Below are 22,814 nucleotides of genomic sequence, written 5' to 3'. Positions count from 1 at the left end.
ATCACAGTAAGCAATTATAAATAGCGCAGGAAAAAGGTTTGAGAACAAGGTGGTTTTTTTGATGAGTAGTTATTCTATAACCAAAAATTCCAATGATATTTTCAACCGTTACTATACTTTTTAGTCTGGTCTAACAAGTGAAATTGCCCCCAAAGACATAACACTGACGTGACTCGATGTATCCATAGCCTTCTTTATTAGCATACTTGTTCGTTATTTTGAAACGTTTTTTCTACTGCATTACGAATGCTTTTCTTGGTTGCTTTTTACCGTAAAGAAATAGTCTCCGCTCTTGTCAGTAATGATTTAAGATATATTGGTCTGTAAGCTATTGCATCGATAGCTATCAATGAGCCCTCTATATATCAAGCTTCAAGTATTGCTGTAACTTCATTACTCTTTTACTCAGTTTTTAACAGGTCTAATACGAGTTTATTTGATGAGGCATATGCACTAATCATGTGGATAGTACTAGTCTTATCCTCACGATTATAGGATTTACGAAGTATTTTACCATCAATAGCTTTGACCTTCGGTCAGTGGATGGGTAGAAGACATCCAGTCAATGAAACACCCCTAAAAAAGAAGCATATGGACACAAGTAAATGTGATTGTCAAATCGCCCCTTTAATTGATTGATAAACGCTCACGGCCTGTGGACCTATCATCTGAAACTAGAAATTTTAGATTAAAAGTAGATAGGCATCTGCAGAAAAACTTTATATGAGCCATGGGTAGTCTAAATATTACTATTTGATGAAATTGGAAGAAGAAAGTCGTGTCCTCCCCCTTCCTATTCAATTATGTTAATTCGATTATCAATGACCACCAGCGGCTAAGAACCAATTGAGAAGATGCTTTTTAAGATCGCCTAACTCATCTGGACCAATAATAGCTAAGCCTAAATCTTGTGCTCGCATAATGTCGTTATTACGTAGAGGACGGAAACTAACTAGCATGGCTCGTGCTTGTAAGCCACCTAGAAGGTCACGTAACGACTCTAATTTATAAAGCGTATCATCGCCATCATCACGCATGCCTTTAGTCTTACATTCAATAATATGCAGCTTATTGTTCACGATACTAACCACATCTAGCTCGTTACGAACGTCTTTATCACCAATTTCACGGTGAACTTGAACATTCAATGAGTGATCTTGAAGTGTTGGTAAATATTGTTGAATATCGACCACGGTATTATGAACTAAGATCTCTAACCATTCACCGTTAGCTAAACGTCGAGCTTCTTCACAATCAAACGTTAAGGTGCCGTTTTCATAGGTCGCTAAACCCGTTTCAACAAGATCAGTCAGTAGCATATTAAGTTCTTTATAACTCTGTTGCTTCTCTGTCACCTCAACATCAAGGCGCTGCTCTTTACGACAAGTCGTCGCTAAGTAGTTTAATGTAGCAAGGCCGGGACCTAATTCTAGAGCATTACTTGCCCAGCGCTGGCAAAGCTCACGTAGGCGTTTATCAATGCTTTCTGGAAGTTCAGATTCTGAAAACTCACAGCGAGCGCCAAAGATAGCAAGGTAATCGCTTAAGCGGATATTATCTGCGACGTGTTTTTGTTTGCGACCATCAGGGTAAAGCCAACATAATTTATCGCTGAATGGTTCGACAACAAAAATTGGCCAATGATAAGAGCGAAACACTTCATAGGCAGAAAGAAGACGGTGTCGAAGACCGCAGCTTGCATTTAATTTAATGTCGCTAAAATGATGTTTCATTTCGGCGGCTAGTGCTTGCAAAGATTCTTTAATTAAATGAGTGTCTACAATATTTGGGATTTCATAAAAATCAGAAGTAATTCCCTTATATTGAAGTATGGTTTCTAAGCGATGAAACATATCTTTCTGTGTCTCGTCGCCAATAAAAATCATATGCTCGCCTTTTACGGAGAGATCAAGGAGAGGGGTTACAAGACGGACGGGGTCTTGATCTAATATGCCAACATGCGTGATCATGAAATAATCCTTGTAATGGTGATTACACATAATGAAGCAGAAGGCATGCGTAACCGAATAATTATAATTTTAAGCACATACTAGTTTATAGAATTAGTATGGTTTTTCTATTCAATACTATTGTAATGAGGGGCTTAATGATAAAAATCAACCCATTGTTAAATATTCTTATTTGGGCTTAATAAAAAAAGACGATAGAATAGAGCCACATGCCTTAAATACAGAATGAACTATGAGCTATTTACCTTTAGATGAATACAATCGCAAATGGATTTTTACTCATCAATCAATGCCAGTTGATGATGAATTATTGTCATTAATTAAGCCATTCACTCAAGCAAAATCTGCTCAAGTTTGGAATGATTTTATTAGTGCGAACAGTCCAACTGCAGATCATTTTGGTTCGAAAGAATGGCCAATGAAACAAAGCTCATGGAGCAATGAGATTGATTGGCAGCATCGCTGGGATAGTGATAATGAAGCATTGCCAGATGAAGTATTAGAGTTTATTGATTGGGCTGATGATGTAACGGTTTATTTTTGTTATGAGAAATACAATCTGATTGAAACTTCTTGGGGCACATTTAAGAAAACATGGAAAAACTTTTTATTTTACGATGACTTACCAATACTTATTGGAAAGAAGAAAGCACAAGCCTTGTGGTTTAATTCGAAAGGTAAAGTGAAGTTAGGCTCAAGAAGTTAATTACGATTAGCGATAAAATTAAAAAAGGCTCAGAGTCATTAACTTTGAGCCTTTTTGTTTAATATAGCTGATAGTTTAAGAAGGAGTTCTTGTAATCACGTACTCTGGCGCGTGTATTTCAAGATAATGTGAAAAACTATCTAATTCTGTTTTTAAATCTTCAGTGCTTGCTCTATTTAAATGGATGATAAAACGTTGAAACTCATTGATATCCAATATCTGTTTATTATACATAATCCATTCAATAACTAGCTCTTGAGGGGCTGGAATTAATTCACTAAACCTCTTAGCTGCATTGCGTAATTCTCGAGTACCGAAGCGAGACCAACCAACAAAATAAAGTAACACCATACTCGCTAAAATAACGATATGGAACATTAAGGTTACCTAAAAATTGTGATGAATTCAGTATACTCAATTCATCACTTTTTTGAAGACAATTTTAGTTAGTTTGCGAAGCTTTGACAAAAAAGAAGCAAAAAGCATCATTTGTTTTATTTCTGTCATGCCAACAGTTTAATTAATTAAACGTAACCCAGCTGGTAGAGCATCACCGAAAAGTCGTTTAGAGTCGGCTTCGCTTAATGCTTGCTGGCTAGAGACGAGATCTATCCAACTTTGTGGAGAGCGACTCTTCTTCAGTTTATCAATAATACTTTCACGTAGTTCATCTGAGACATCTAAGGTTCTATCACCAGTCAATCGCGCCATCATAACTGCGGCAAAACCTGCCATTGGTTGTATTTTCCAATCTTGAGCTAATAGTGTTGGTAACCATTGAGCTACTTGGGTTGCTGGTATCAAATTATGCTGGCTACCATAGAATGGAGAGCGAGAACAAATACGTCCTAACGCCCACCAATGGACTTGCGGTTGGTTGTCATTTTTTGCATGGCCTAATACCCAAGAGGCAATCAGTGTCTTATCTTCAACATCCAGATGCTCAAGTGCAGCAGCTAGGCGTACCATAGCTTCATAACTTTTGTTACTGGCCTCTTCTAATGTTTTTGGATTACGTAAAGACCCCGGATGTAGGTACTTTGCCATATCAGCTAAAATCGTTTCTTGTTGTTCTTGATTTAAGCCTCCTGAAATTCGACGCCAGAATGTCCACCAATCATTCCAAGATTGCTTTGATTCAAATTGAATGCCTTGCTGATAGGTTTCCCATGCTTGGCTAATTTTCCATTCATCGGCAGGGTAACCAAAACCGGGACGTAGAGCGAACCCTGTCATTTTTAACCAATTTTGCTCGTGTTTGTCAGAGCGGCGGCGACGTTTTTTACTATCAAGTAATGCGGCAGCAAGTTCACGAGAGGTAATAAGATCCCATGATTCACGTTTGCCAATGAGCTTTTCAATATTTTTATTAAAGGCTTTAATGGCATTTGGGTTTTGTTTGCTGCCGCCATAAGCCTCTTTAATACTTGCTATTGCATTAGGTAGGTGAGGGGGAAGACTAATTTGATCCGCAAGGTTAGCGCTTTTATTAGAGGCTTGATTACGTACTTCAAATTCGACTAACCAACGCTGTGAATCGTCTTCAACGGAAACACATTCAATCTTAATGGTGCCGACTTCTGTGAATTGACAGGCTAGGGTTACTTCAACGCGATCTTTTTGGTTTGCGTGTAGTTCATCTTTTGATTTACTTGATTCAAGTGTTACGACATAAGGCGGTAAGCTAACAAAACTTGGATCGGCTAACTCAGTGATCATACCTGAGGTAGCAAGCTGAACTTTTGTTGTTGAAAGCAAATTAAAACGAACAGGTTCGCCCAATGTTAGTGAGAAACGGCGGCTTGTCATACGAATTTCTTCACCTTCGTCGCTGCCTTTTGCCAATAAACATAAACCTTGTGGTTGTTTATTTTTCTCTTCTAACTGTAAATAGAATGAACGCGCTGAGCCACCGCCAATTTTTAATTGTGCACCATGGCGTGCTTTACCATAAGCTACGGCACCATAAGCAACAGCTAAATCAGGGTGAGGATTAGATAGCTGAGTGACAGTGTCACCTTTCCAGTTATTCATCAATTCAAGTGAACGTTCAGCTAATAGCGGACTATTAAATACGCCGCCATTAAGAAGTAGACCAACAGGGATAGCTCTATCTTGATGATTAGCTAGTGCAGCATCATCCCAACCGAGTGCTTTAGCTGACACTTCTTTATGATTATCCAAGAACTGAGCTAGGTGCTTACTTATAGCAGGATCAGAAGCGTAAGGTAAGCCAAATTCAACAACAGCGGTTTGACGTTGATTTGGACGGTCATTAAAGTCAGTCAGTGGTAAGAATCCATCAAGTGCAATTTGATGAACTTCTTCTTTGGTTAACTCAACTTTACGACTGCCACCTAATAATTTAGAGCCAGACCCTAATAGAGTGATATGGCCAGATTCTGGTGCATTAGCTGACAGTAAACGTTCTTTGGTTTTACGCGTTTGTTGGATAAGTTTGGTTAACGCGGCAGCCGTCATTTTCTTACCGCTGTCTAAACGCTGTTCAGCCAAATGCGCTAAGGCTAAATCAATGTTGTCACCACCTAACATTAGGTGATCACCCACGCCGATACGATCAAGAGCTAATTCGTCTTTATTAAAACGCGCTTGGATTAAACTTAAATCGGTAGTACCGCCGCCTACATCGCACACCACCATTAACGGAATGTTCTTTAGAATGTCTTTTGCAGTGTCTTGATGATGGTGATACCAGTCATAACAAACGGCTTGTGGTTCTTCCAATAGAATGATCTTATCAAGACCTGCCAGTTTTGCGGCTTGTATAGTAAATGAACGAGCACTTTCATCAAATGAAGCGGGTACCGTAACAACCACTTCTTGAAGTTCCATTGGCGCATCAGGGTGGTGGTAATTCCAAGATTGACGAACGTGATTTAAATAACTCGCACTGGCAACAATAGGAGATACTTTTTCAACATCTTCTGCGCCTGCCCAAGGCAGAATATCTGAGGTACGATCGACTTTAGTGTGAGATAACCAACTCTTAGCACTGACTACTTGGCGACCTTCTACCTTTGAGCCTAACTCACGTGCCCATTCACCAATGATTGCGTTTTTTATTTCACCATCAATCGCTTTTACATTCCAAGGCAGTGTTAGGTCATTTTCAGTGATTTGGCTTTGTGAAGCATGGTAACGAAATGATGGAAGTAGGGGTTTACGAGCAACTTCACCCGGTCCAATTAATTGGTCGATATTGAAGATTTCAATTGGGCTAATTTCAATACCAAGAGAAATATCAGTATAAGCCACAACAGTGTGAGTAGTACCAAGATCAATACCAATTAAATAACGATTAGAAGAACTCATAGAAACTCCATTGAAGCTGCAATAAAAGAGAAAGCGGCAGCGATAAAATATAGGGGCATATAGTAAAAGAGTTCAGCCTCCATAACGGTGACTGAACTCTTAAGATGCGCAACTAGCGAAGAATAATATCCAAATTACGCTTCACGAACATCAAACTCAACGTGCCATTTCTCACCGCTATCAGCAGCAATGGCTTCAAGATAAAGAGTACCAAGTTCAGTCACTTTAGAGGCTAAACGAACAGGCACAACCTCACCTGCTGTGCGGCCTTCAGTAACTGGTAACGTCACTTGAATAGCTGGAAGTTCTTCTAGCTCTTCTGGCATCCAGAAATCTAAATGAGTACCAGCTTGATCGTCACGACGAGTCGTTGAACCGTAGAACTTAAACTGCACCGGCTGACCAATTACCAAACCAAATTGTTGGCTAGGAACATTAGCATGAGAGCCTTCTTCCATGCCAAATGGAGCAACACACAGCGCTTCCATTGGTGGTTCCATTCCTGGAATCGCAGGCATAGAACTTTCGATGCCAACATAGTAGCTTGATGCGATACCACCACGGATACGAACACCGTTACCAGTACGAACAGAACCATAATAAGAAGCACCTGAAGCAACCGCTAAATCAAGATCTAGACCTTCAAGCAGTTTTGCATCTTCTGCTTCAGCATCAATTAACCAGTCATTAATAATGCCGAGTAAACGCTCAGCAAGAAGATTCGATTTTAAAACACCACCGTTTAAAAGAATTGCAGTAGGCTTAATAAAATCAGCGTCATTCTGTTGACCAAATACGTCATCAGTTGCCGCTTGTTGACGAGTTAAGAAGCTAGCTAGGTGACGAGTTACTGCTGCATCTTGTGCGTAAGGTAGACCCATTTGAGTCAGTGCGCCACGAGCAGATTGAACAGGGTGCTCAGTAACAGGAACAACAGGGAAGAAACCTTCTACCAATGTTTGCTGTACTTCTTCTTGAGTCAGTTCTGTTTGCAGTGTGCCACCTAACAATTTTGATCCACGGCTAGGAACCACAATAGGTACTGCGCGTAATTCAGAATCGTTAAGAAGCGCCTCTTTAGCATCACGGCAAGCATGAGTCATCACTTGGATTTGCCACGGTTGCAGTTGCTTACCTTCTTGCGCTAGCTTCATCTTTAATCGATAAGCCAGAGCTAAATCCATATTGTCGCCACCAAGAAGAATATGATCACCTACCGCAACACGGTTTAGGCTTAAATTGCCTTCTTCTTCAGTCACTGCAACTAATGATAAATCGGTAGTACCGCCACCAATATCAACCACTAAAATTACATCACCAACAGAAACTTGGTCACGCCAAGAGTCGCCGTTGTTTTTAATCCAACTATAAACCGCAGCTTGTGGTTCTTCTAATAATGTAAGATTACGGAAACCAAGATTATTTGCAGCTTCTGCTGTTAAATCACGAGCGGCGGGGTCAAACGATGCAGGAACGGTAATCGTAATGTCTTGTTCATTTAGAGGATGCTCAGGGTTTTGAAAATCCCACGCATTTTGAAGGTGCTCTAAATAACGCTTAGTCACTTCAAGAGGTGATGCTTTGATCACTTCTTCAGGACTATTTAATGGTAAAAAAGCTTCACGACGGTTCACGCCACCGTGACATAACCAGCTTTTTGCACTAGCGATTAAACGGATAGGGGTTTTGCTACCAAGGTTACGAGCAATGCTACCAACAATTGCGTTTGGTTTGGTTGTCCAAGGAAGACTTGTGTCACCTTCTAATAGTTCAGCGTCATGCGCTTGATACATGAAAGAAGGCAGCTGTAATTTCTCTTCAACTTGACCAGGAGCGGTTAATTGAGGGATTGGCATCACTTGAACGCTTGCATCTTCATCATGTAAATCCACATAAGAAAGAACACAGTGAGTTGTACCTAAATCGATACCAATGCTGTATTTAGCTTGTTCCATTACAGTTCAACCTCTGCTGGAGCAACGATTGTTGCGTCATAACCATCAGCCAGTTTTGGCAGTTTCACTTCGGCTACCTTCCAACCACGGTGGATAAGTGTGCCGTTAAATGGAGCTTCACCTACTACATTACCTGTTAGGCGAACTTCTGATGGATTAAAACCAGCAGGAATAGTTAATCGAGATTCTTCTTCTTCAGTACGAACTGGGGTAAGAGTGAAGTAGTCGGATAATACTTTTTGGCCGCCTTCATGAATAACACGAGCCGCTGCGCCAACTTCTGCATCAGCAAAACCTTTAAGGTCTTCTTGCATAAAGTCGATAAAACGCGCTTCTTTTTGTAAAAGAGATAATAATTGAAGAGCAGATTCAGGAGTTGATGTTTTTACTTTTGGTTCCACTTCGATGATTTTCTCAATGATCTTTTCAACTTCAACCACTTTTTCGATTTCGACGATTTTTTCTACAGGTTTTTCAACTTCGACAATTTTTTCGATTTCAACCGTTTTTTCAATCTCTACCGCTTTACCTTTCTTCATTATGTACAATAATGCAAATAAAGCAGATGTACTTAACAGGACAATGTGTCCTAAATCAAAGGTAGAAGGAATAGCATTCAAGTCAAAATTCATAATTCATTCTCTATATTCTAGGGCGCTTAGCACCAAACGTTTTTAACTAAATTGTGGCTAATAGTAGCATATTCAAGGGATAAGAGATAAAAAGAAGGGTAACCAAAGTAATGAATAGATACTGAATGATGTAATTTTGAACAGAATGAATCAAATCTGAGTAATAAAAATTAAATGTGGGCTTTTGGTTTCGAAAAATTCAAAAATTTATTAGAATTAAAGGGTTATCAACCGTTGGAGAGTAGAGTGTTTAAGAGTAATTACTTTTATGTAATGACCAGTTTTTTGTTAGCTCTATCTCTGGGTCTATTAAGTATGAGGTTCGTTTATCTATCCGATTTGGATAATAATCAAAAGAATTTCTATAAAGAAGCGGATAGACAATCGGCTTTGCTTTCAATGCTAATAGAGAAAGATATCGACTTTATAGGTGCAGGTGCAAATTTTTATCAAGTAGGCAGTAAAAAGGATTGGTCCCAATTCCCCTTATTTGCAGATTCATTACTCCATCGTTCTAATAGTCTTATTTCACTTCAATGGATGGAGAAAGTGGAAGAAAAAGATATTGATGAGCATTTTAAACAAATACATAAAAATTACCCCTTAGCTCAATTATATACAGTCCCTAAAGACCAGCCTAAAACCTACGGCTATGTGATGAAAAATCATGATCCCATTTATATCGCAACAGATATCTATCCAAGAGATGAGAAAAACACACCTCTAATTGGATTTTATTCATCGAGAGAGCGTTTTAATCTTGTTCTCGAAGAGTTTTTAACAACGGGGCGACCAAGTATTTCAGATAAAATTCGCCTACTGCAAGATAGTCTTGAACAGAGTGCTCAAAAAACAGGCATGCTAGTTTATCACCCTGTATTTACTTCAGATAAAACATCGCTAAAAGGGGTAATGGTCGGAGTAGTAAAGATTACCAGTTATTTTGACCGCTTAGTTAATTCCACCTCTTTAGGTGAGGAATTAGTTGTACGTATTATTGATACGGGATTTGATGCAGGTGATGATCCTATTATGTATCAAAGTAGTACATGGGATAATTTTAAAGGGGTTGATTATATCACCAACGTAAAAATCGAAAATCGCCTTTGGAAAATTGAATATAAAACAGATAGTAAATTAACTAAATATCAAAGACTCACGTTGATCTGGTTATTTTTTGGTATTTTAACGATTTCAATGCTGATTGCGGCACTAACTTCTGTTGTTACTCGAGATAAACAACGAATTGAAAATCTGCTCGAAATTAGAACCAAAAAATTACGTTATATGGCAATGCATGATGATCTTACTGGCTTATTAAATCGTCGTGCTATACGTGATGTGATTAGTCGCTATATTGAAACAAAAAAATCCTTTGCTTTGTTGTGTTTTGATATCGATAAATTTAAACAAATCAATGACACATATGGCCATCCTGAAGGGGATGCAGTTTTGCGACATATTGGTCACTTAATGTCTGAAACATTGGGAAATAATGCCTACGTCTCACGTCTTGGAGGTGATGAGTTTTCTATTGTGATAAAGCTGAATAGTATCGATGAACTAACATTAATTTCAGAACAAATTCATGATCTTGTTGCCACATCTCCCACGGTGCTTAATGATTTCGATATCGCTCAAACTATCAGTCTTGGTGCTGTACTTTGGAAAGGTGAGAGTCTTGAAGGTTTATTGAAGGCTGCCGATCAAGCGTTATATCAAAGTAAAGCGATGGGGCGTAACCAAGTGACTATTCGCGGCTGAATTTTCAGCAATCGATTTTTATAGTATCGCGCTTATCATTTTGTTTAGGTAGAATAGCGCCTCCGTTTTATTTGAGTACCAAGGATCTCCATGAACTTTAATCGTATCGTCTGTTTTGATTTAGAAATGTGCTGTTGGAATGTTGATGGCAAAGGAACAACAGGGGAGATCATTGAAGTAGGATTAGCGGAGATCGACTTAATTAAAGGTGAAGTTGTTAAACGTGCTCAATATTATGTGAAGCCAGAAAAAGACGAAATATCTAAGTTTTGTGTTGAGTTAACAGGTATTTCTCCTCGAAAAATAGAAAAGCAAGGTAGACCATTAGCTGACGTATTGAAGTCTATGATTAAGAATTTCGGTGGAACCAATAAAATTTATGCAGCATGGGGACACGATGAGCAAATTCTTGATGCTGAATGTAGAGCAAAAGGCATAGAAATTCCATTCAGTGAATTCTTAAATCTGGCAACCATTTATCGTATTAAATCACGTAAGAAAAATGAGCGAATGGGTCAAAGAAAGGCGATGGAAGAGTTAGATATTGAATGGGAAGGCAGACAGCATTCTGGTTATGTTGATGCATATAACCTTGCGCAATTAGCATTAAAAATATTATAGATTGTAATAGGTTATTTAATAGATACATTAAAAAAGGAGCTGATTAGCTCCTTTTTTTGTTTGATTTAATCGAACTTATTTATTATCACGTTTGTATAATTCAACAAATGAACGCTGATAAGCAGTTGCGATTTTAGTTATGATTTTCTTAGCCATAGCAGCGTCACCTTTTAACTTGATTATTAGAACGAGATATTTCGTCTCTGTATGGCGCGCATTATAGATAAATTTTTTATTATTTCTAGCAAGTAAAATTGTTTTTTAAGATTAGTTTTTCTAATGTAACATTCGTTATGTTTAACATGAATACAAATGGAATATTCATTAGGTTTAAACCATAAAAAAGGAAGCCATTTTGGCTTCCTTTATTGTAGCTAGAGTATATGTTTTTGTTTACGCTTGCGCATTTTCTACTTGTTCATCAGTACTTTTTTCACCAAGAACTCGGCTTGTAATTGTACCCGCTGTCATTGCACCACTTACATTAAGAGCAGTACGTGCCATATCAATTAACGGTTCGATAGAAATAAGTAGGGCAGCAATCGTAACAGGTAAGCCCATTGCAGGAAGAACGATTAATGCTGCAAATGTAGCCCCCCCGCCAACACCTGCAATACCAAATGAACTTACTGTGATAATTGCAACTAAAGATAGAATAAAGTGAGCATCAATTGGGATCCCCATTGTTGGAGCAACCATTACCGCTAGCATCGCAGGGTAGATACCCGCACACCCATTTTGACCAATAGTAGCACCAAATGTGGCAGATAAATTCGCAATTGCAGGTGGAACGCGCAGTTTTGTAATTTGAGCTTCAACGTTTAGAGGGATTGTTGCAGCAGAGCTACGTGAGCTGAATGCAAACGTCAATACCGGCCAAATCTTCTTGAAGTAATCAATAGGGTTTACACCAACAAATGAAACTAATAAACCGTGAACCACAAACATCAGTAAAATAGCAATGTAAGAGGCAACAATGAAACCAAGTAAATTTAAAATATCGGCTGCATTGGATGTAGCAACAACTTTAGTTAGTAGCGCCAAGATACCGTAAGGGGTCAGTGCCATTATCATTTTAACTAAACGCATAACAATTGATTGAGCTACGTCTACAAAAGTATTAATTGGAACTGCTAACTCTTCTTTCTCTTGACTCACTTTACGTGCAGCGATACCAGCAAGAATTGCAAAGATAACTACAGCAATGATAGAGGTTGAGCGAGTCCCCGTTAAATCAGCAAATGGATTTGTAGGAATAAAGCTAATTAGCATTTGAGGAATTGTCAGGTCACTAACACTACCAATGCGAGACTCTAATACCGCAACACGAGCTGCTTCACGAGCACCTTCAGTTAAGCCTTCTGCAGTTAAACCAAAAGTGTGAGTTACTGCAATACCAATTAAGGCTGAGATCATTGTTGTGACTAAAAGTACACTAATAGTAACGCCGCTAATTTTGCCTAAAGAGCCTGATTTATCGAGTTTAACAACCGCAGAGAACATAGATACTAATACTAATGGCATGATAACCATTTTTAATAGACCAACATACCCGCTACCAACAATATTCACCCAATCAAGAGTAGTCTTGATTACAGTACTGCCTTCTCCATGAATTACATGAAGAGCTAAACCATAAAGGCTACCAGCAATTAAGCCGATAAGAACAAGGCGAGACAGCGTATATTCTTTACGTTGTTGGGTATTAAGAAAGAAGATGAGCCCGATAAATACGGCTAAATTAATAATGACGGCTAATGACATACTGCTTTTCCTGTTTATTTAGTGCGCTCGCTATTGTGTCGATTTGAAACAAGCTCTTTGTATTTTTAAGCATAATAACGGTAAGGCTTTCGGTAAGGTAATTGATAAAAGTTATCTTATATAACTAAATGGAATATACTTTGTGTTTTCGGTTATAGATACAGCAATAAGCTTATAAAATGAGTATTTGTAGAACAGAATAAGGCGATGAGGTACCATTTCTCAATAATAAAAAGTGAGTGGAAGGAAAAGTAAATGGAACATGAATTCTGGGAAAGCAAGTGGGCAAGTAATGTAATTGGTTTTCACCTATCAGATACAAACCCAATTTTGACTCAATATTGGTCAGCGTTAAAGCCGCAACGTAATGATACGGTATTTGTTCCTTTATGTGGTAAGTCGATGGATCTCGATTGGCTTGCTGAAAAACATAATTCAGTCACGGGTGTTGAGCTAAGTAAAATAGCCGTACGTGCTTTTTTTGCTGAGCGCTTGTATACACCAACCGTTACCGCATTAACTAGCACTCTTGAGTTATATGAATTTGATGAGTTAACCATTTATTCTGGTGATTACTTTACCGCACCAATTGAAGCGACTGATCTGATTTATGATCGTGCAGCATTAGTCGCTCTACCGAAAGAGATGCGTGAAGAATATGTACAAGTATTACGTTCTCGCTTAAAAGAAGGCGGACGCATCTTATTGGTAACGTTAGATTATGACCAAACTGAAATGGCAGGACCTCCATTCTCTGTTCCTGAAGACGAAGTTCGTTCATTATTTTCTGGTATGACAGTTACTTGCTTGCAGCGTGATGAAGCTGATGCTGATCATCCTAAAATTAAAAAAGGATTATCACGCTTTGCGGAAGAAGTGTGGTTGATTGAGAGTTAGAAAAGTAACCTAAATAGAAAACTGCTTCATACCATAAAGCCGCTAGATTTTTAATTTGGTGGCTTTTTTGTTGATGATGTGCCATTCATCATAAATTTTGTAATCTAAAATCGTTGTTACATAAAAATGTGATCATTTATCATTTTTAAAGTAGAAGATGCCTTTATGCTTTTTTATCACCCTACAAATATAATAATGATAATTATGAAAAAACATATACTGGCCTCTGCAATTTTACTTTCGTTAAGTGGTTATGCCATTGCGGCGGATGGCGATATTGTTGATGTGACTATTCTTGGTACGTCAGACATTCATGGGCACTTTATGCCTTGGGATTATGCGAGCGATAAGCTCAATATGAAAGGCAGCTTGAGTCAGATAGCTACAAAAGTAAAAACTATTCGAGATCAACAAGAAAATGTCATTTTGGTTGATGCTGGCGATACCATACAAGGCAACTTTGTTGAAACCTTTAAAGATGAACCGACAGATCCAATGATGCTCGGCTTTAATGAAATGAAGTATGATATTTGGGTTCTTGGTAATCATGAATTTGATTTTGGTCTAGATGTACTTAATCGCTCTTTGACCCAGTTTAAAGGCACATCATTAGCAGGAAATATCAAGCGAGAAGATGGCAATCCATTTTTACCAGCCTATAAAATCATTGAAAAAAATGGCATTAAAATCGGCATGATAGGTATGGATACACCAATGACTCAAGTATTTGCTGAAGGTACAAACCGCTTAGAGGGAATGACGTTCACTAATCCGTCCCTAGAAGTGAAAAAAGTCATAAAACAGATAGACGATAAAGTAGATGCGATTGTATTAGTTGCTCATATGGGGCTTGATAATGAGAATAACATTAAAGCCACAGGGGTTACTGACATTGCGAATGATAACCCAGAAATTGATGCGATTGTTGCAGGTCATATGCATACTCGCATTGATAAAGCGACAGTAAATGGTGTGATTATTACCGAGCCAGACAAATATGGACGTGCGCTTTCTCGTATCGACTTACAATTTGAAGAGAAAAATGGGAAGTTTACTCTCGTCAATAAGGATAGCTTCACTTACAAAATTAAAGGTGTTGAATCAGACGAGAAGATGGAAGAGTTATACGCACCTTATCATAAGCGTTTGCGAGAGAATGCGAATCGTGTGGTGGCAGAACTATTGGGTGTTGATTTAGTACCAGAGAATGAAATTGCAGGTATACCACAAGTCCATATTCAAGATACGGGGATCAGTGCTCTTTTCCAAGAAGTGAGCATGCATTACGCACCATTGGCAAACGTGATTGCTTTGCAAATTGATAACGACATGGCAGAGCTCGATGTAGGTAAATCAAAGCTAAAGACATTGCTTATAATTATCAGTACGCAGGGGGTGAAATTACTGTTTATGATATGACGGGTAAAGAGCTTAAGACTTACATGGAATGGTCGGCAGGTTATTTCAATAGTGTAAAAGAAGGGGACGTGACTTATAGTTTCAATCTTGATCGTCGCTCGTCAAAATATTCAACTAATGACTTCTTTGCAGGGGTAACTTATACCATTGACCTGACGAAACCTGCAGGTCAACGTATCACGAATCTTGCGTTTGCTGATGGACAAGTAATAACGGATACAACCCCAATAAGAATCGGAATGAATAGCTACCGAATGGGGCATTTAACCAAAGCGGGTGGCGTACTTGAAGGACAAGTTTTTCCTGTGTTATTTGATACAGAAGAAGAATTTGGTGAAGATGAAGGGACGATTCGTAACTTAACCATTCGATACTTAAATGAAGAAAAAAAGGGTAAATACGAAGGCAAACCAATGAGTCGTTGGGCACTAAGCGGTCTTGATGGTTATGAAAAAGAGCGTGAAATCATAAAAGACTTAGTGAACAGTGGAAAAATCAATGTTCCAACCAGTGATGATGGCCGTTATACAAATGTTGAATCAATTAACGTAAAGGGTAAGGTTTTTTCAACGAAAGAAGAATTAACGACTTATCTAACTAAGCTTGAAAAAGAGCTCAAAACAGCAACGACAGAAGCAGAAAAAGCACGAATTTACCGTGATATGGTAATTGCAAAAGCGTTGAATTAATTCCTTTATGAACTAAAAAGGTGACCATATTGATTGGCCACCTTTATTTTTTTAAATTATGTACTTCCTCTAAAAATTGCTGAACAGCAGGACGATTATTAGATTTTGAGTGATAGCAAACAACATCTAACTGAATTGTCCAATCTGAGTGATCTGTAAAAGTAGCAACTAATGTTCCTTTCGTTAATTCTTTTTCTACTGCATGCATTGGAACCCAAGCAATCCCGATACCATTAATAGCCATTTCAATGAGAGACTCGCTTAACGTTGTTTCAAACACTTGATTGAAAGGTACTGAAATAGATTTTGTAAGTTGGTTTACTACTTTGTAGAGAAATGTATGTTCTGAATAAGAGAGTAACGGCCATGGGGTATTATCTTTGTGATTTTTTAATAAATCTGGAGAGATAACAGGAATAATTTTTTCCTGAAATAAAACGTGCTTTTCTAATTTATCTTCTAAGGAAATTGATGGTCTCATTCCTAGCATATTATAAGCAAATAAAAGGTCACTAGAATCATCTAATAGAGTTTGAAAGTGATTATCGATTCCTTGTACGGAAGGGTTAATAGATATATTTAGATGGTTCAGTTGGTTATTAAATTGAGCTAAAAGACTTGGTAATAGATTAACAGCAAAAGAATGCAAACAAACAATTCGTACCATATTGTCTGTTTTTAATGAAGCTAATGAAAAGTCCTCTTTTGTTATTTTGATTTGGTTAAGTAGGTTTTCAGCATAAGGAATAAATTTTTTCCCGTGATCGGTTAAACCTATGGGATAAGAGCTACGATCAAATAATGAAACACCAACCCAAAGCTCCAAGGCCTGGATTCGACGACTAAATGCAGATTGTGTTACGTATCTTGATTTAGCTGCGGCAGAGAAATTACCTAATTCAATTAGGCTCATAAAGTCTTCTAACCATTTAAATTCAAACACTTAATTACTCATTTATATCATTATGATTTATAAGAATACTATCATTCAAAATTAGCAATAGAAATCGAGATACTCACACTTTTTATGTGGCTATTATTGTTTTGGTAGTTTTAGCTCTCAAATATTCATAGAGATAAATATCAGAATATAAGGGAGGTGGAATATCTAAACAATATATGAAGTAGAGGGAATTATGTTTATTTTATTAAAGAATGCAAATGTATACGCTCCTCAACACTTAGGAAAGGTTAATGTGTTGATTGGCTGTGGAAAGATAATTTCGATTGAACCGGATTTAAATGTTCAAGGTATTGGTGATATTTCGATAATTGACTGTAAAGGGAAAACAGTAACACCAGGCTTAATAGATCAACATGTACATCTGATTGGAGGTGGAGGCGAAGGGGGCTTTTCTAGTCGAACACCACAAGTTACATTTTCTAAGTTAATTCAAGCTGGAACAACGAGTGTCGTTGGGGTATTGGGAACTGATGGTATTTCTCGTTCACCACGTGATTTATATGCAAAAGCTGTTGCACTTACAGAAGAAGGGATCACCGCTTACATGCATACAGGGTCGTATGAGGTGCCAACAAAAACGATAACTACATCTATTCGGGATGATATCGCTTTTTTACCTTCAGTTCTCGGTGTAAAGATAGCGCTAGCAGATCACAGGTGTTCATTTCCAACGTTACAAGAGCTGAGCCGTATTGTTTCTGATATACGTATTGCTAGCTTATTAGCTAAAAAACGAGGGGTATTGCACATGCATATGGGAGCTCTATCTGATCCTTTTGCTTCTGTTTTTGAGTTATTAGATATGGGACTACCAATTAGTCATTTTTCACCCACCCATGTTGCTCGAACAGAATCTTTATTTAGTGAGGCTATGCAATTTGCTCGACGAGGTGGCTATATTGATATCACATCTGGAGGTAGTCAATTTATTGCCCCAGAGCTTGCGATTAAACAAGCAATAGAATCTGATATAGATCCGAAACATATAACAGTGAGTTCTGATGGGAATGGCAGTCTGCCAAAGTTTGATATTGATGGAAATATGGTAGCGTTAACTGCTGCAAATGTTGATGGAAACTTATTGTTATTACTTAAATTGATAGAATCTGGTATTACCCTTGAGATTGCTATTGCCATGTTAACATCAAATGTTGCAGATTCTCTTGGTATTAATAAAGGGCGATTACAACTTGGTCAAGATGCCGACTTATGCATATTTAATGATGATTTTACACTTTATGGAGTAGTAGCAAAAGGTAAAACAGTGCTGCTTGATAATGAATTACTTGTAACTGGAAACTTTGAATAAGGGATTAGATATGAGTTTATTTATTGCATTATGTGGATTGATTTTTGCGGGACGATTAATTTTAAAAAACTATAACCCCCAAGGTGTACTCTTCTTTGTTGGTATCGCTATGATGGCCATATCTATTTTTACTAACAATGCGACTTTTGTTGATAAATCGACGGGTTGGATAGGGTTTGATATTTTTGAATATATAAGCATGGTATTTGGTAAACAATCCGGTGGGTTAGGTTTGAAAATAATGCTTATAGGAGGATTTGCTTTATTAATGTCAGCTATAGGAGCAAGCCAAGTAATGGTAAAGTTAACAGCTAACCCATTGATGAAGTTAAATTCACCCTACTTGATGCTAGCACTTGCTTTTATTCTTGGTCAGATGTTATCACTCTTTATCTCAAGTGCAACGGGACTTGGTTTATTGTTGATGGCAACACTTTATCCAGTATTGATTAGACTTGGCTGTAGTAAGGCGGGAGTTGCTTCTGTATTAGCGAGTACCTGTGCTATCGAGTTTGGTCCAGGTTCAGGGAACTCCATTTTAGCAGCTCAAACTGCGGGGGTAGATATTACGGAATATTTTGTAGGGGAACAATTACCAATTATTAGCGTATTGGTTATAGTAGTGGCAATTATACATGCAATAACACAACGTTTTTTTGACCGTAATGATGAAAAAAATCAGACATTAGAGCCTATAATTAATGATAACATTGAACCAGAACAAAGCGCCCCGTTATATTATGTAATGCTTCCAATGCTACCTTTATTTTTTATGCTGACATTTAGCAATCTTGGTGTAAAGACAATTAGCGTTGATATGGCGACGGCAATAGTTTTAAGTATTTTTATTAGTCTTTCATTTGAATTTATTCGAGAAAGAAAAGCAAAATCAGTATTTGAAAAACTTCAAGGAGTGTTTAATGATATGGGAAAAGTTTTTGCTTCCGTTGTAACTTTAATTATTGCGGGTCAGACTTTTTCTATGGGATTAAAATCAATAGGAGCGGTTGATTCAATGTTACATATGGCAAGTAGTATTGGACTTTCAGCAGCGGTTATTATTTTATTTATGGCCCTATTAACTTTTGTTATTTCAGCTCTGATGGGGTCAGGGAATGCTGCCTTTTTCTCTTTTGCTCCAATGGTACCTCAAATAGCGAATAAAATCGGTGCGAATACAGTCGATATGATTTTACCTATTCAGCTGTCAGCTGGGTTTGGTAGAACAATATCTCCAATTGCTGGTGTGATAATTGCCGTTGCTGGTATATCAGGTTTATCTCCATTTGATATTGTTCGTAGAACTTTTATTCCAATGATTAGTGGCTGGCTATTAATGTTAATCTTAACTTTTTCTAAGGGAGGACAGTTAATGCAATTAATGCCATTTTTGATTGGTATTATAATATTGGTTTTAGTGTGTTTGTGGAGACTGAAAAAAAATAGTAGTAACAAGCAGATTCAAGCTGAGCTTTAAATTTATAATAACTCAATAATTATAAAAAAGGTGACCGTATTGTTCAGTCTCCTTTTGTTTATTTATTATATAGAAAGTAAATGAAATTAACGCTGCTCTAAAGGATAAGAGCGGTAACTCCACATACCATAAACACGTAATGCATCACGGTAAATACCTAATAACTCTCCATCACTTGGGATTTTTAATTCTTCGAGTGGACGATCGTTAGCGGCATACGTATCAAATGTGATCCCTTTAGGACCAGTTTGCCAGCTAGCTACCTCAAATAATGCTTGTCCACGGCGAACGTGGCTTGCAGAGCTAATAATGGTCGCGTGGTCAATATCATGGCGAGCTAACGCGTAACTGCTATATAGTGCGTTTTCTACCGTACTTCTTGCGTAGTTATCTTCAATAATACGTGATTTATCTATCCCATTTTTTACTAACCAATCTGCCATTAACTTACCTTCGGTTTTGTGGTTTTTAGGTACGCCTCCAGTCACTACGATGTAAGTGTTAGGGTTCTTCTTCGCCATCGTTAGCGTTGCATTTAATCGATCAATTAAGATGTCGTTCATGCTGCCATCAGGGTTTAGGGCATAACCTAAAGTGATAATTGCATTGTTGCCTTTGACTGGTTTTTTGATTGTATTACTTAATGGAGTGTCAACGATTCTATCAATGGTCGACATAATCTTTTTCAAATCTGCAACGCGACCTTTGTTTAGTTGTTCTAGAGCATTTAAATGTTTGGTTACTTCGCTTTTGTTACCTTTAAAGTTTTGCCAAATAACAAGATATGAATGAGCGTCTACATCATCAGGAGCAACATCTAAAATTTGAGTAAATAGTTCAATCGCTCGGTCTACATTGCTGTTATAAATTTGAGCATTCGCGGCAGAAAACAATAAATCGACACGATAGGGTTCAAGTTTATAAGCATCAAGTAAATTGTTAGTGATCATCTCCATGTTGCTTGGCATTTTAGCCGTAAACCCAGCATGAGAGATACGAGCTGGATTTTTAAAGATTTGGTAAGCATCATTAAGTAATTGGTCAACAACCTGACGTTGAGAGGTCATCTCTGTGTAATTAATCTGTGGTTGAACCGTATCTAATGCAGCAATACTTGGTGCCGAGTAGAAAGAACTAGAAAGGATAGCCGCCAAAGAAAGGGTTAAGAGTGTGCGTTTCATAATGATTCCAAAGTTAGCAACAAGAAGAAGTCATCCTACGACTTGATAAAATGGTGTGCTGTGAGCGCAATCGTATTTATTTTTATTTATCAGACTCAAATGTTAATTGTATGAACTAGCGTCACACGCAATAAGAAATCCAGCCATAAATTAAATCAATTACACTCTAATTTTTACGTAATTAATTTTGTTAATTCCTCAACTTGTAAGGTTAGTCACAGAAACTAATCCTCTTGGACATCACAATGCGCCTGTTTTCGAACGAATGCTTATTATTGCTCGTTCGAACTTTGATCTCCCATCGCAAATATAATAATGGAGTTAACTATGTTTGGTATATTTAAACCCCAAGCGCATATAGACCGTCTCGCTTCCGACCGGATCGATGGCACGTACACACGATTACGTTGGCAATTGTTTATCAGTATTTTTGTTGGTTATGCTGGTTATTATCTTGTTCGTAAGAACTTTAGTTTAGCAATGCCATATTTAATCGATCAAGGCTTTAGTCGTGGTGATCTTGGTGTCGCTTTGGCTGCGGTATCTATTGCTTATGGCCTTTCGAAATTTCTAATGGGCAGTGTATCTGACCGTTCTAACCCTAGGTACTTTTTAAGCGCTGGCTTATTAATGTCTGCTGCTGTTATGTTTTGTTTTGGCTTTATGCCATGGGCAACAGATAGCATTACGGCCATGTTCATTCTGTTATTTTTGAACGGTTGGTTCCAAGGTATGGGGTGGCCTGCTTGTGGTCGAACGATGGTGCATTGGTGGTCACGTAAAGAGCGTGGTGAGTTAGTTTCGGTTTGGAACGTAGCACACAATGTGGGTGGTGGCTTGATTGGGCCTCTTTTCTTATTAGGCCTATGGGCATTCAACGAAGATTGGCGCTCGGCATTTTATGTTCCTGCAATTTTTGCCACGTTAGTTGCTGTGTTTATTTGGACTACATTGCGTGATACCCCTCAATCTTGTGGACTTCCGGCGATTGAAGAATATAAAAATGATTACCCAGATGATTATGATAAATCTCACGAAACTGAGATGACAGCGAAAGAGATCTTCTTTAAGTATGTTTTCAATAATAAATTACTTTGGTCTATTGCCATTGCAAATGCCTTTGTTTATTTGATTCGTTACGGCGTACTTGATTGGGCTCCAGTATATTTAAAAGAAGCGAAAGACTTTACGGTTGATAAATCGTCTTGGGCATATTTCTTATACGAGTGGGCAGGGATCCCTGGTACATTATTATGTGGTTGGATTTCAGATAAAGTATTTAAAGGGCGTCGAGCTCCGGCCGGTATTTTATTTATGGCTCTTGTAACTATTGCGGTGTTGGTCTACTGGTTTAACCCAGCAGGTAATCCAACGATTGATATGATTGCTTTGGTTGCGATTGGCTTCTTGATTTATGGTCCTGTTATGCTTATAGGACTTTATGCGCTTGAGCTCGTTCCTAAAAAAGCAGCAGGCACAGCGGCAGGCTTAACGGGATTATTCGGTTATCTTGGTGGTGCAGTGACGGCAAATATTATCTTAGGTTATACCGTTGACCACTTTGGTTGGGATGGTGGTTTCATGATTTTAGTGGCTTCTTGTATTTTGTCTATTATATGTTTGCTTTATGCTTTCATAGGTGAAAAGGCACATCATAAAGTAAAAGAGAAAATTGCAATGTAATTAGAAAATATAAAAAGGGCTGTAATAATTACAGCCCTTTAGTCTTTTCGTTTAAGAGGTAAACGTTATAGATAAAGCTTTACAAGATCACTTGCTTCTACTTCTTTACCTTCAAGTTGTTGGTTCCAGTTTGTACCAACTAAAACACCATCTTCAGATAATGTTACTAGCCAATCTTCAGCGAAGATATCTAGTGGAATTTCTGTTACTTCAAAATCAGCCCATTCTTCAACGTTATGAAATTCAGCGTCTGCTTTGTTAGACCAGAATGGCATTACTTCAGAGTTTTCGAATTCAGTAGACTCAACAGAGATCCAACCTTCTTCGTTATAAAGACTCCAAACTAGCTGTGTTTCTTTCGTTTCTGCAATGAAAAGATCTAGGTTTGCTTGAGTATCTGACGTTAATTTGCTCATGATGATGTCTCGATTAAAATAAACACTGTAAATA

Annotated in this window: 16 protein-coding genes and 2 pseudogenes; 8 read left to right on the top strand and 10 right to left on the bottom strand. The window is 37.9% G+C overall.

Annotated elements, in window-relative coordinates:
* Nucleotides 1-133: 133 nt before the first annotated feature.
* Together PVK71_RS20525 and PVK71_RS10950 are read right to left on the bottom strand one after the other, a co-directional pair.
* A pseudogene (locus tag PVK71_RS20525) lies at nucleotides 134-573 on the bottom strand (ISAs1 family transposase); the annotation flags it as partial.
* 245 nt (nucleotides 574-818) lie between these two features.
* Complete coding sequence (locus tag PVK71_RS10950; protein WP_130045620.1) at nucleotides 819-1,970, bottom strand: DUF1887 family protein; 1,152 nt, start codon at nucleotides 1,968-1,970, stop codon at nucleotides 819-821.
* 232 nt (nucleotides 1,971-2,202) lie between these two features.
* Between PVK71_RS10950 and PVK71_RS10945 the strand changes: the two genes are divergently transcribed.
* Nucleotides 2,203-2,676, top strand: a complete 474-nt coding sequence (locus tag PVK71_RS10945) for a DUF2947 domain-containing protein (protein ID WP_130045621.1) — start codon at nucleotides 2,203-2,205, stop codon at nucleotides 2,674-2,676.
* Between the two features lie 75 nt (nucleotides 2,677-2,751).
* On the opposite strand, the gene PVK71_RS10940 is transcribed toward PVK71_RS10945, so the two are convergent.
* The 4 genes from PVK71_RS10940 to PVK71_RS10925 form a co-directional block, all read right to left on the bottom strand.
* A complete protein-coding gene (locus tag PVK71_RS10940; protein WP_274418490.1) occupies nucleotides 2,752-3,054 on the bottom strand; it encodes a hypothetical protein in 303 nt (100 codons plus the stop codon).
* Nucleotides 3,055-3,192: 138 nt separating this feature from the next.
* Entirely contained in the window at nucleotides 3,193-6,009 is a 2,817-nt protein-coding gene (locus tag PVK71_RS10935) for an Hsp70 family protein (protein ID WP_274418489.1), read from the bottom strand.
* A gap of 134 nt (nucleotides 6,010-6,143) precedes the next feature.
* The gene (locus PVK71_RS10930; RefSeq protein WP_274418487.1) at nucleotides 6,144-7,964 is read right to left on the bottom strand and encodes an Hsp70 family protein; all 1,821 of its coding nucleotides are present in this window, start codon (nucleotides 7,962-7,964) and stop codon (nucleotides 6,144-6,146) included.
* The gene (locus PVK71_RS10925; RefSeq protein ID WP_274418485.1) at nucleotides 7,964-8,596 is read right to left on the bottom strand and encodes a DUF2760 domain-containing protein; all 633 of its coding nucleotides are present in this window, start codon (nucleotides 8,594-8,596) and stop codon (nucleotides 7,964-7,966) included. Before PVK71_RS10925 ends, PVK71_RS10930 begins: the two co-directional genes overlap by 1 nt.
* 246 nt (nucleotides 8,597-8,842) lie before the next feature.
* Here PVK71_RS10925 and PVK71_RS10920 point away from each other — a divergent pair, with 246 nt between their 5' ends.
* A complete protein-coding gene (locus PVK71_RS10920; protein ID WP_274418483.1) occupies nucleotides 8,843-10,360 on the top strand; it encodes a sensor domain-containing diguanylate cyclase in 1,518 nt (505 codons plus the stop codon).
* Between the two features lie 90 nt (nucleotides 10,361-10,450).
* Nucleotides 10,451-10,981 carry a 3'-5' exonuclease gene (locus PVK71_RS10915; protein WP_274418482.1) on the top strand — a complete coding sequence of 177 codons (531 nt, stop codon included), beginning with the start codon at nucleotides 10,451-10,453 and terminating at the stop codon, nucleotides 10,979-10,981.
* 393 nt (nucleotides 10,982-11,374) lie between these two features.
* Here PVK71_RS10915 and PVK71_RS10910 read toward each other — a convergent pair whose 3' ends face one another.
* Nucleotides 11,375-12,745, bottom strand: coding sequence for an L-cystine transporter (locus PVK71_RS10910; RefSeq protein WP_274418481.1), 1,371 nt, complete (start codon nucleotides 12,743-12,745; stop codon nucleotides 11,375-11,377).
* 255 nt (nucleotides 12,746-13,000) lie between these two features.
* Between PVK71_RS10910 and PVK71_RS10905 the strand changes: the two genes are divergently transcribed.
* Nucleotides 13,001-13,642, top strand: coding sequence for a thiopurine S-methyltransferase (locus tag PVK71_RS10905; protein WP_274418480.1), 642 nt, complete (start codon nucleotides 13,001-13,003; stop codon nucleotides 13,640-13,642).
* Between the two features lie 204 nt (nucleotides 13,643-13,846).
* Nucleotides 13,847-15,750: pseudogene (locus tag PVK71_RS10900) on the top strand (bifunctional metallophosphatase/5'-nucleotidase).
* A 43-nt stretch (nucleotides 15,751-15,793) separates the two neighbouring features.
* Here PVK71_RS10900 and PVK71_RS10895 read toward each other — a convergent pair.
* The gene (locus PVK71_RS10895) at nucleotides 15,794-16,693 is read right to left on the bottom strand and encodes a LysR family transcriptional regulator (protein ID WP_274418479.1); all 900 of its coding nucleotides are present in this window, start codon (nucleotides 16,691-16,693) and stop codon (nucleotides 15,794-15,796) included.
* Nucleotides 16,694-16,886: 193 nt separating this feature from the next.
* Between PVK71_RS10895 and iadA the strand changes: the two genes are divergently transcribed.
* Nucleotides 16,887-18,023: a beta-aspartyl-peptidase gene (gene iadA, locus PVK71_RS10890; RefSeq protein WP_274418478.1), complete on the top strand. Its 1,137-nt coding sequence runs from the start codon at nucleotides 16,887-16,889 to the stop codon at nucleotides 18,021-18,023.
* Nucleotides 18,024-18,033: 10 nt separating this feature from the next.
* Nucleotides 18,034-19,500 (top strand): C4-dicarboxylate transporter DcuC, encoded by a 1,467-nt coding sequence (gene dcuC, locus PVK71_RS10885; RefSeq protein ID WP_274418476.1) that lies wholly within the window; start codon nucleotides 18,034-18,036, stop codon nucleotides 19,498-19,500.
* Between the two features lie 86 nt (nucleotides 19,501-19,586).
* On the opposite strand, the gene PVK71_RS10880 is transcribed toward dcuC, so the two are convergent.
* The gene (locus PVK71_RS10880; RefSeq protein ID WP_274418475.1) at nucleotides 19,587-20,681 is read right to left on the bottom strand and encodes a YdcF family protein; all 1,095 of its coding nucleotides are present in this window, start codon (nucleotides 20,679-20,681) and stop codon (nucleotides 19,587-19,589) included.
* Nucleotides 20,682-21,008: 327 nt separating this feature from the next.
* Here PVK71_RS10880 and glpT point away from each other — a divergent pair, with 327 nt between their 5' ends.
* Complete coding sequence (glpT, locus tag PVK71_RS10875; protein WP_274418474.1) at nucleotides 21,009-22,364, top strand: glycerol-3-phosphate transporter; 1,356 nt, start codon at nucleotides 21,009-21,011, stop codon at nucleotides 22,362-22,364.
* 65 nt (nucleotides 22,365-22,429) lie between these two features.
* On the opposite strand, the gene PVK71_RS10870 is transcribed toward glpT, so the two are convergent.
* Nucleotides 22,430-22,780, bottom strand: coding sequence for a DUF2750 domain-containing protein (locus PVK71_RS10870; RefSeq protein ID WP_130045630.1), 351 nt, complete (start codon nucleotides 22,778-22,780; stop codon nucleotides 22,430-22,432).
* Nucleotides 22,781-22,814 lie beyond the last annotated feature (34 nt).

This window comes from Aliivibrio sp. S4MY1 (assembly GCF_028765545.1).
Classification (GTDB): Bacteria; Pseudomonadota; Gammaproteobacteria; order Enterobacterales; family Vibrionaceae; genus Aliivibrio.
The sequence above is the reverse complement of the archived record's forward strand: the minus strand, read 5'-3'. Positions and strand labels throughout refer to the sequence as shown.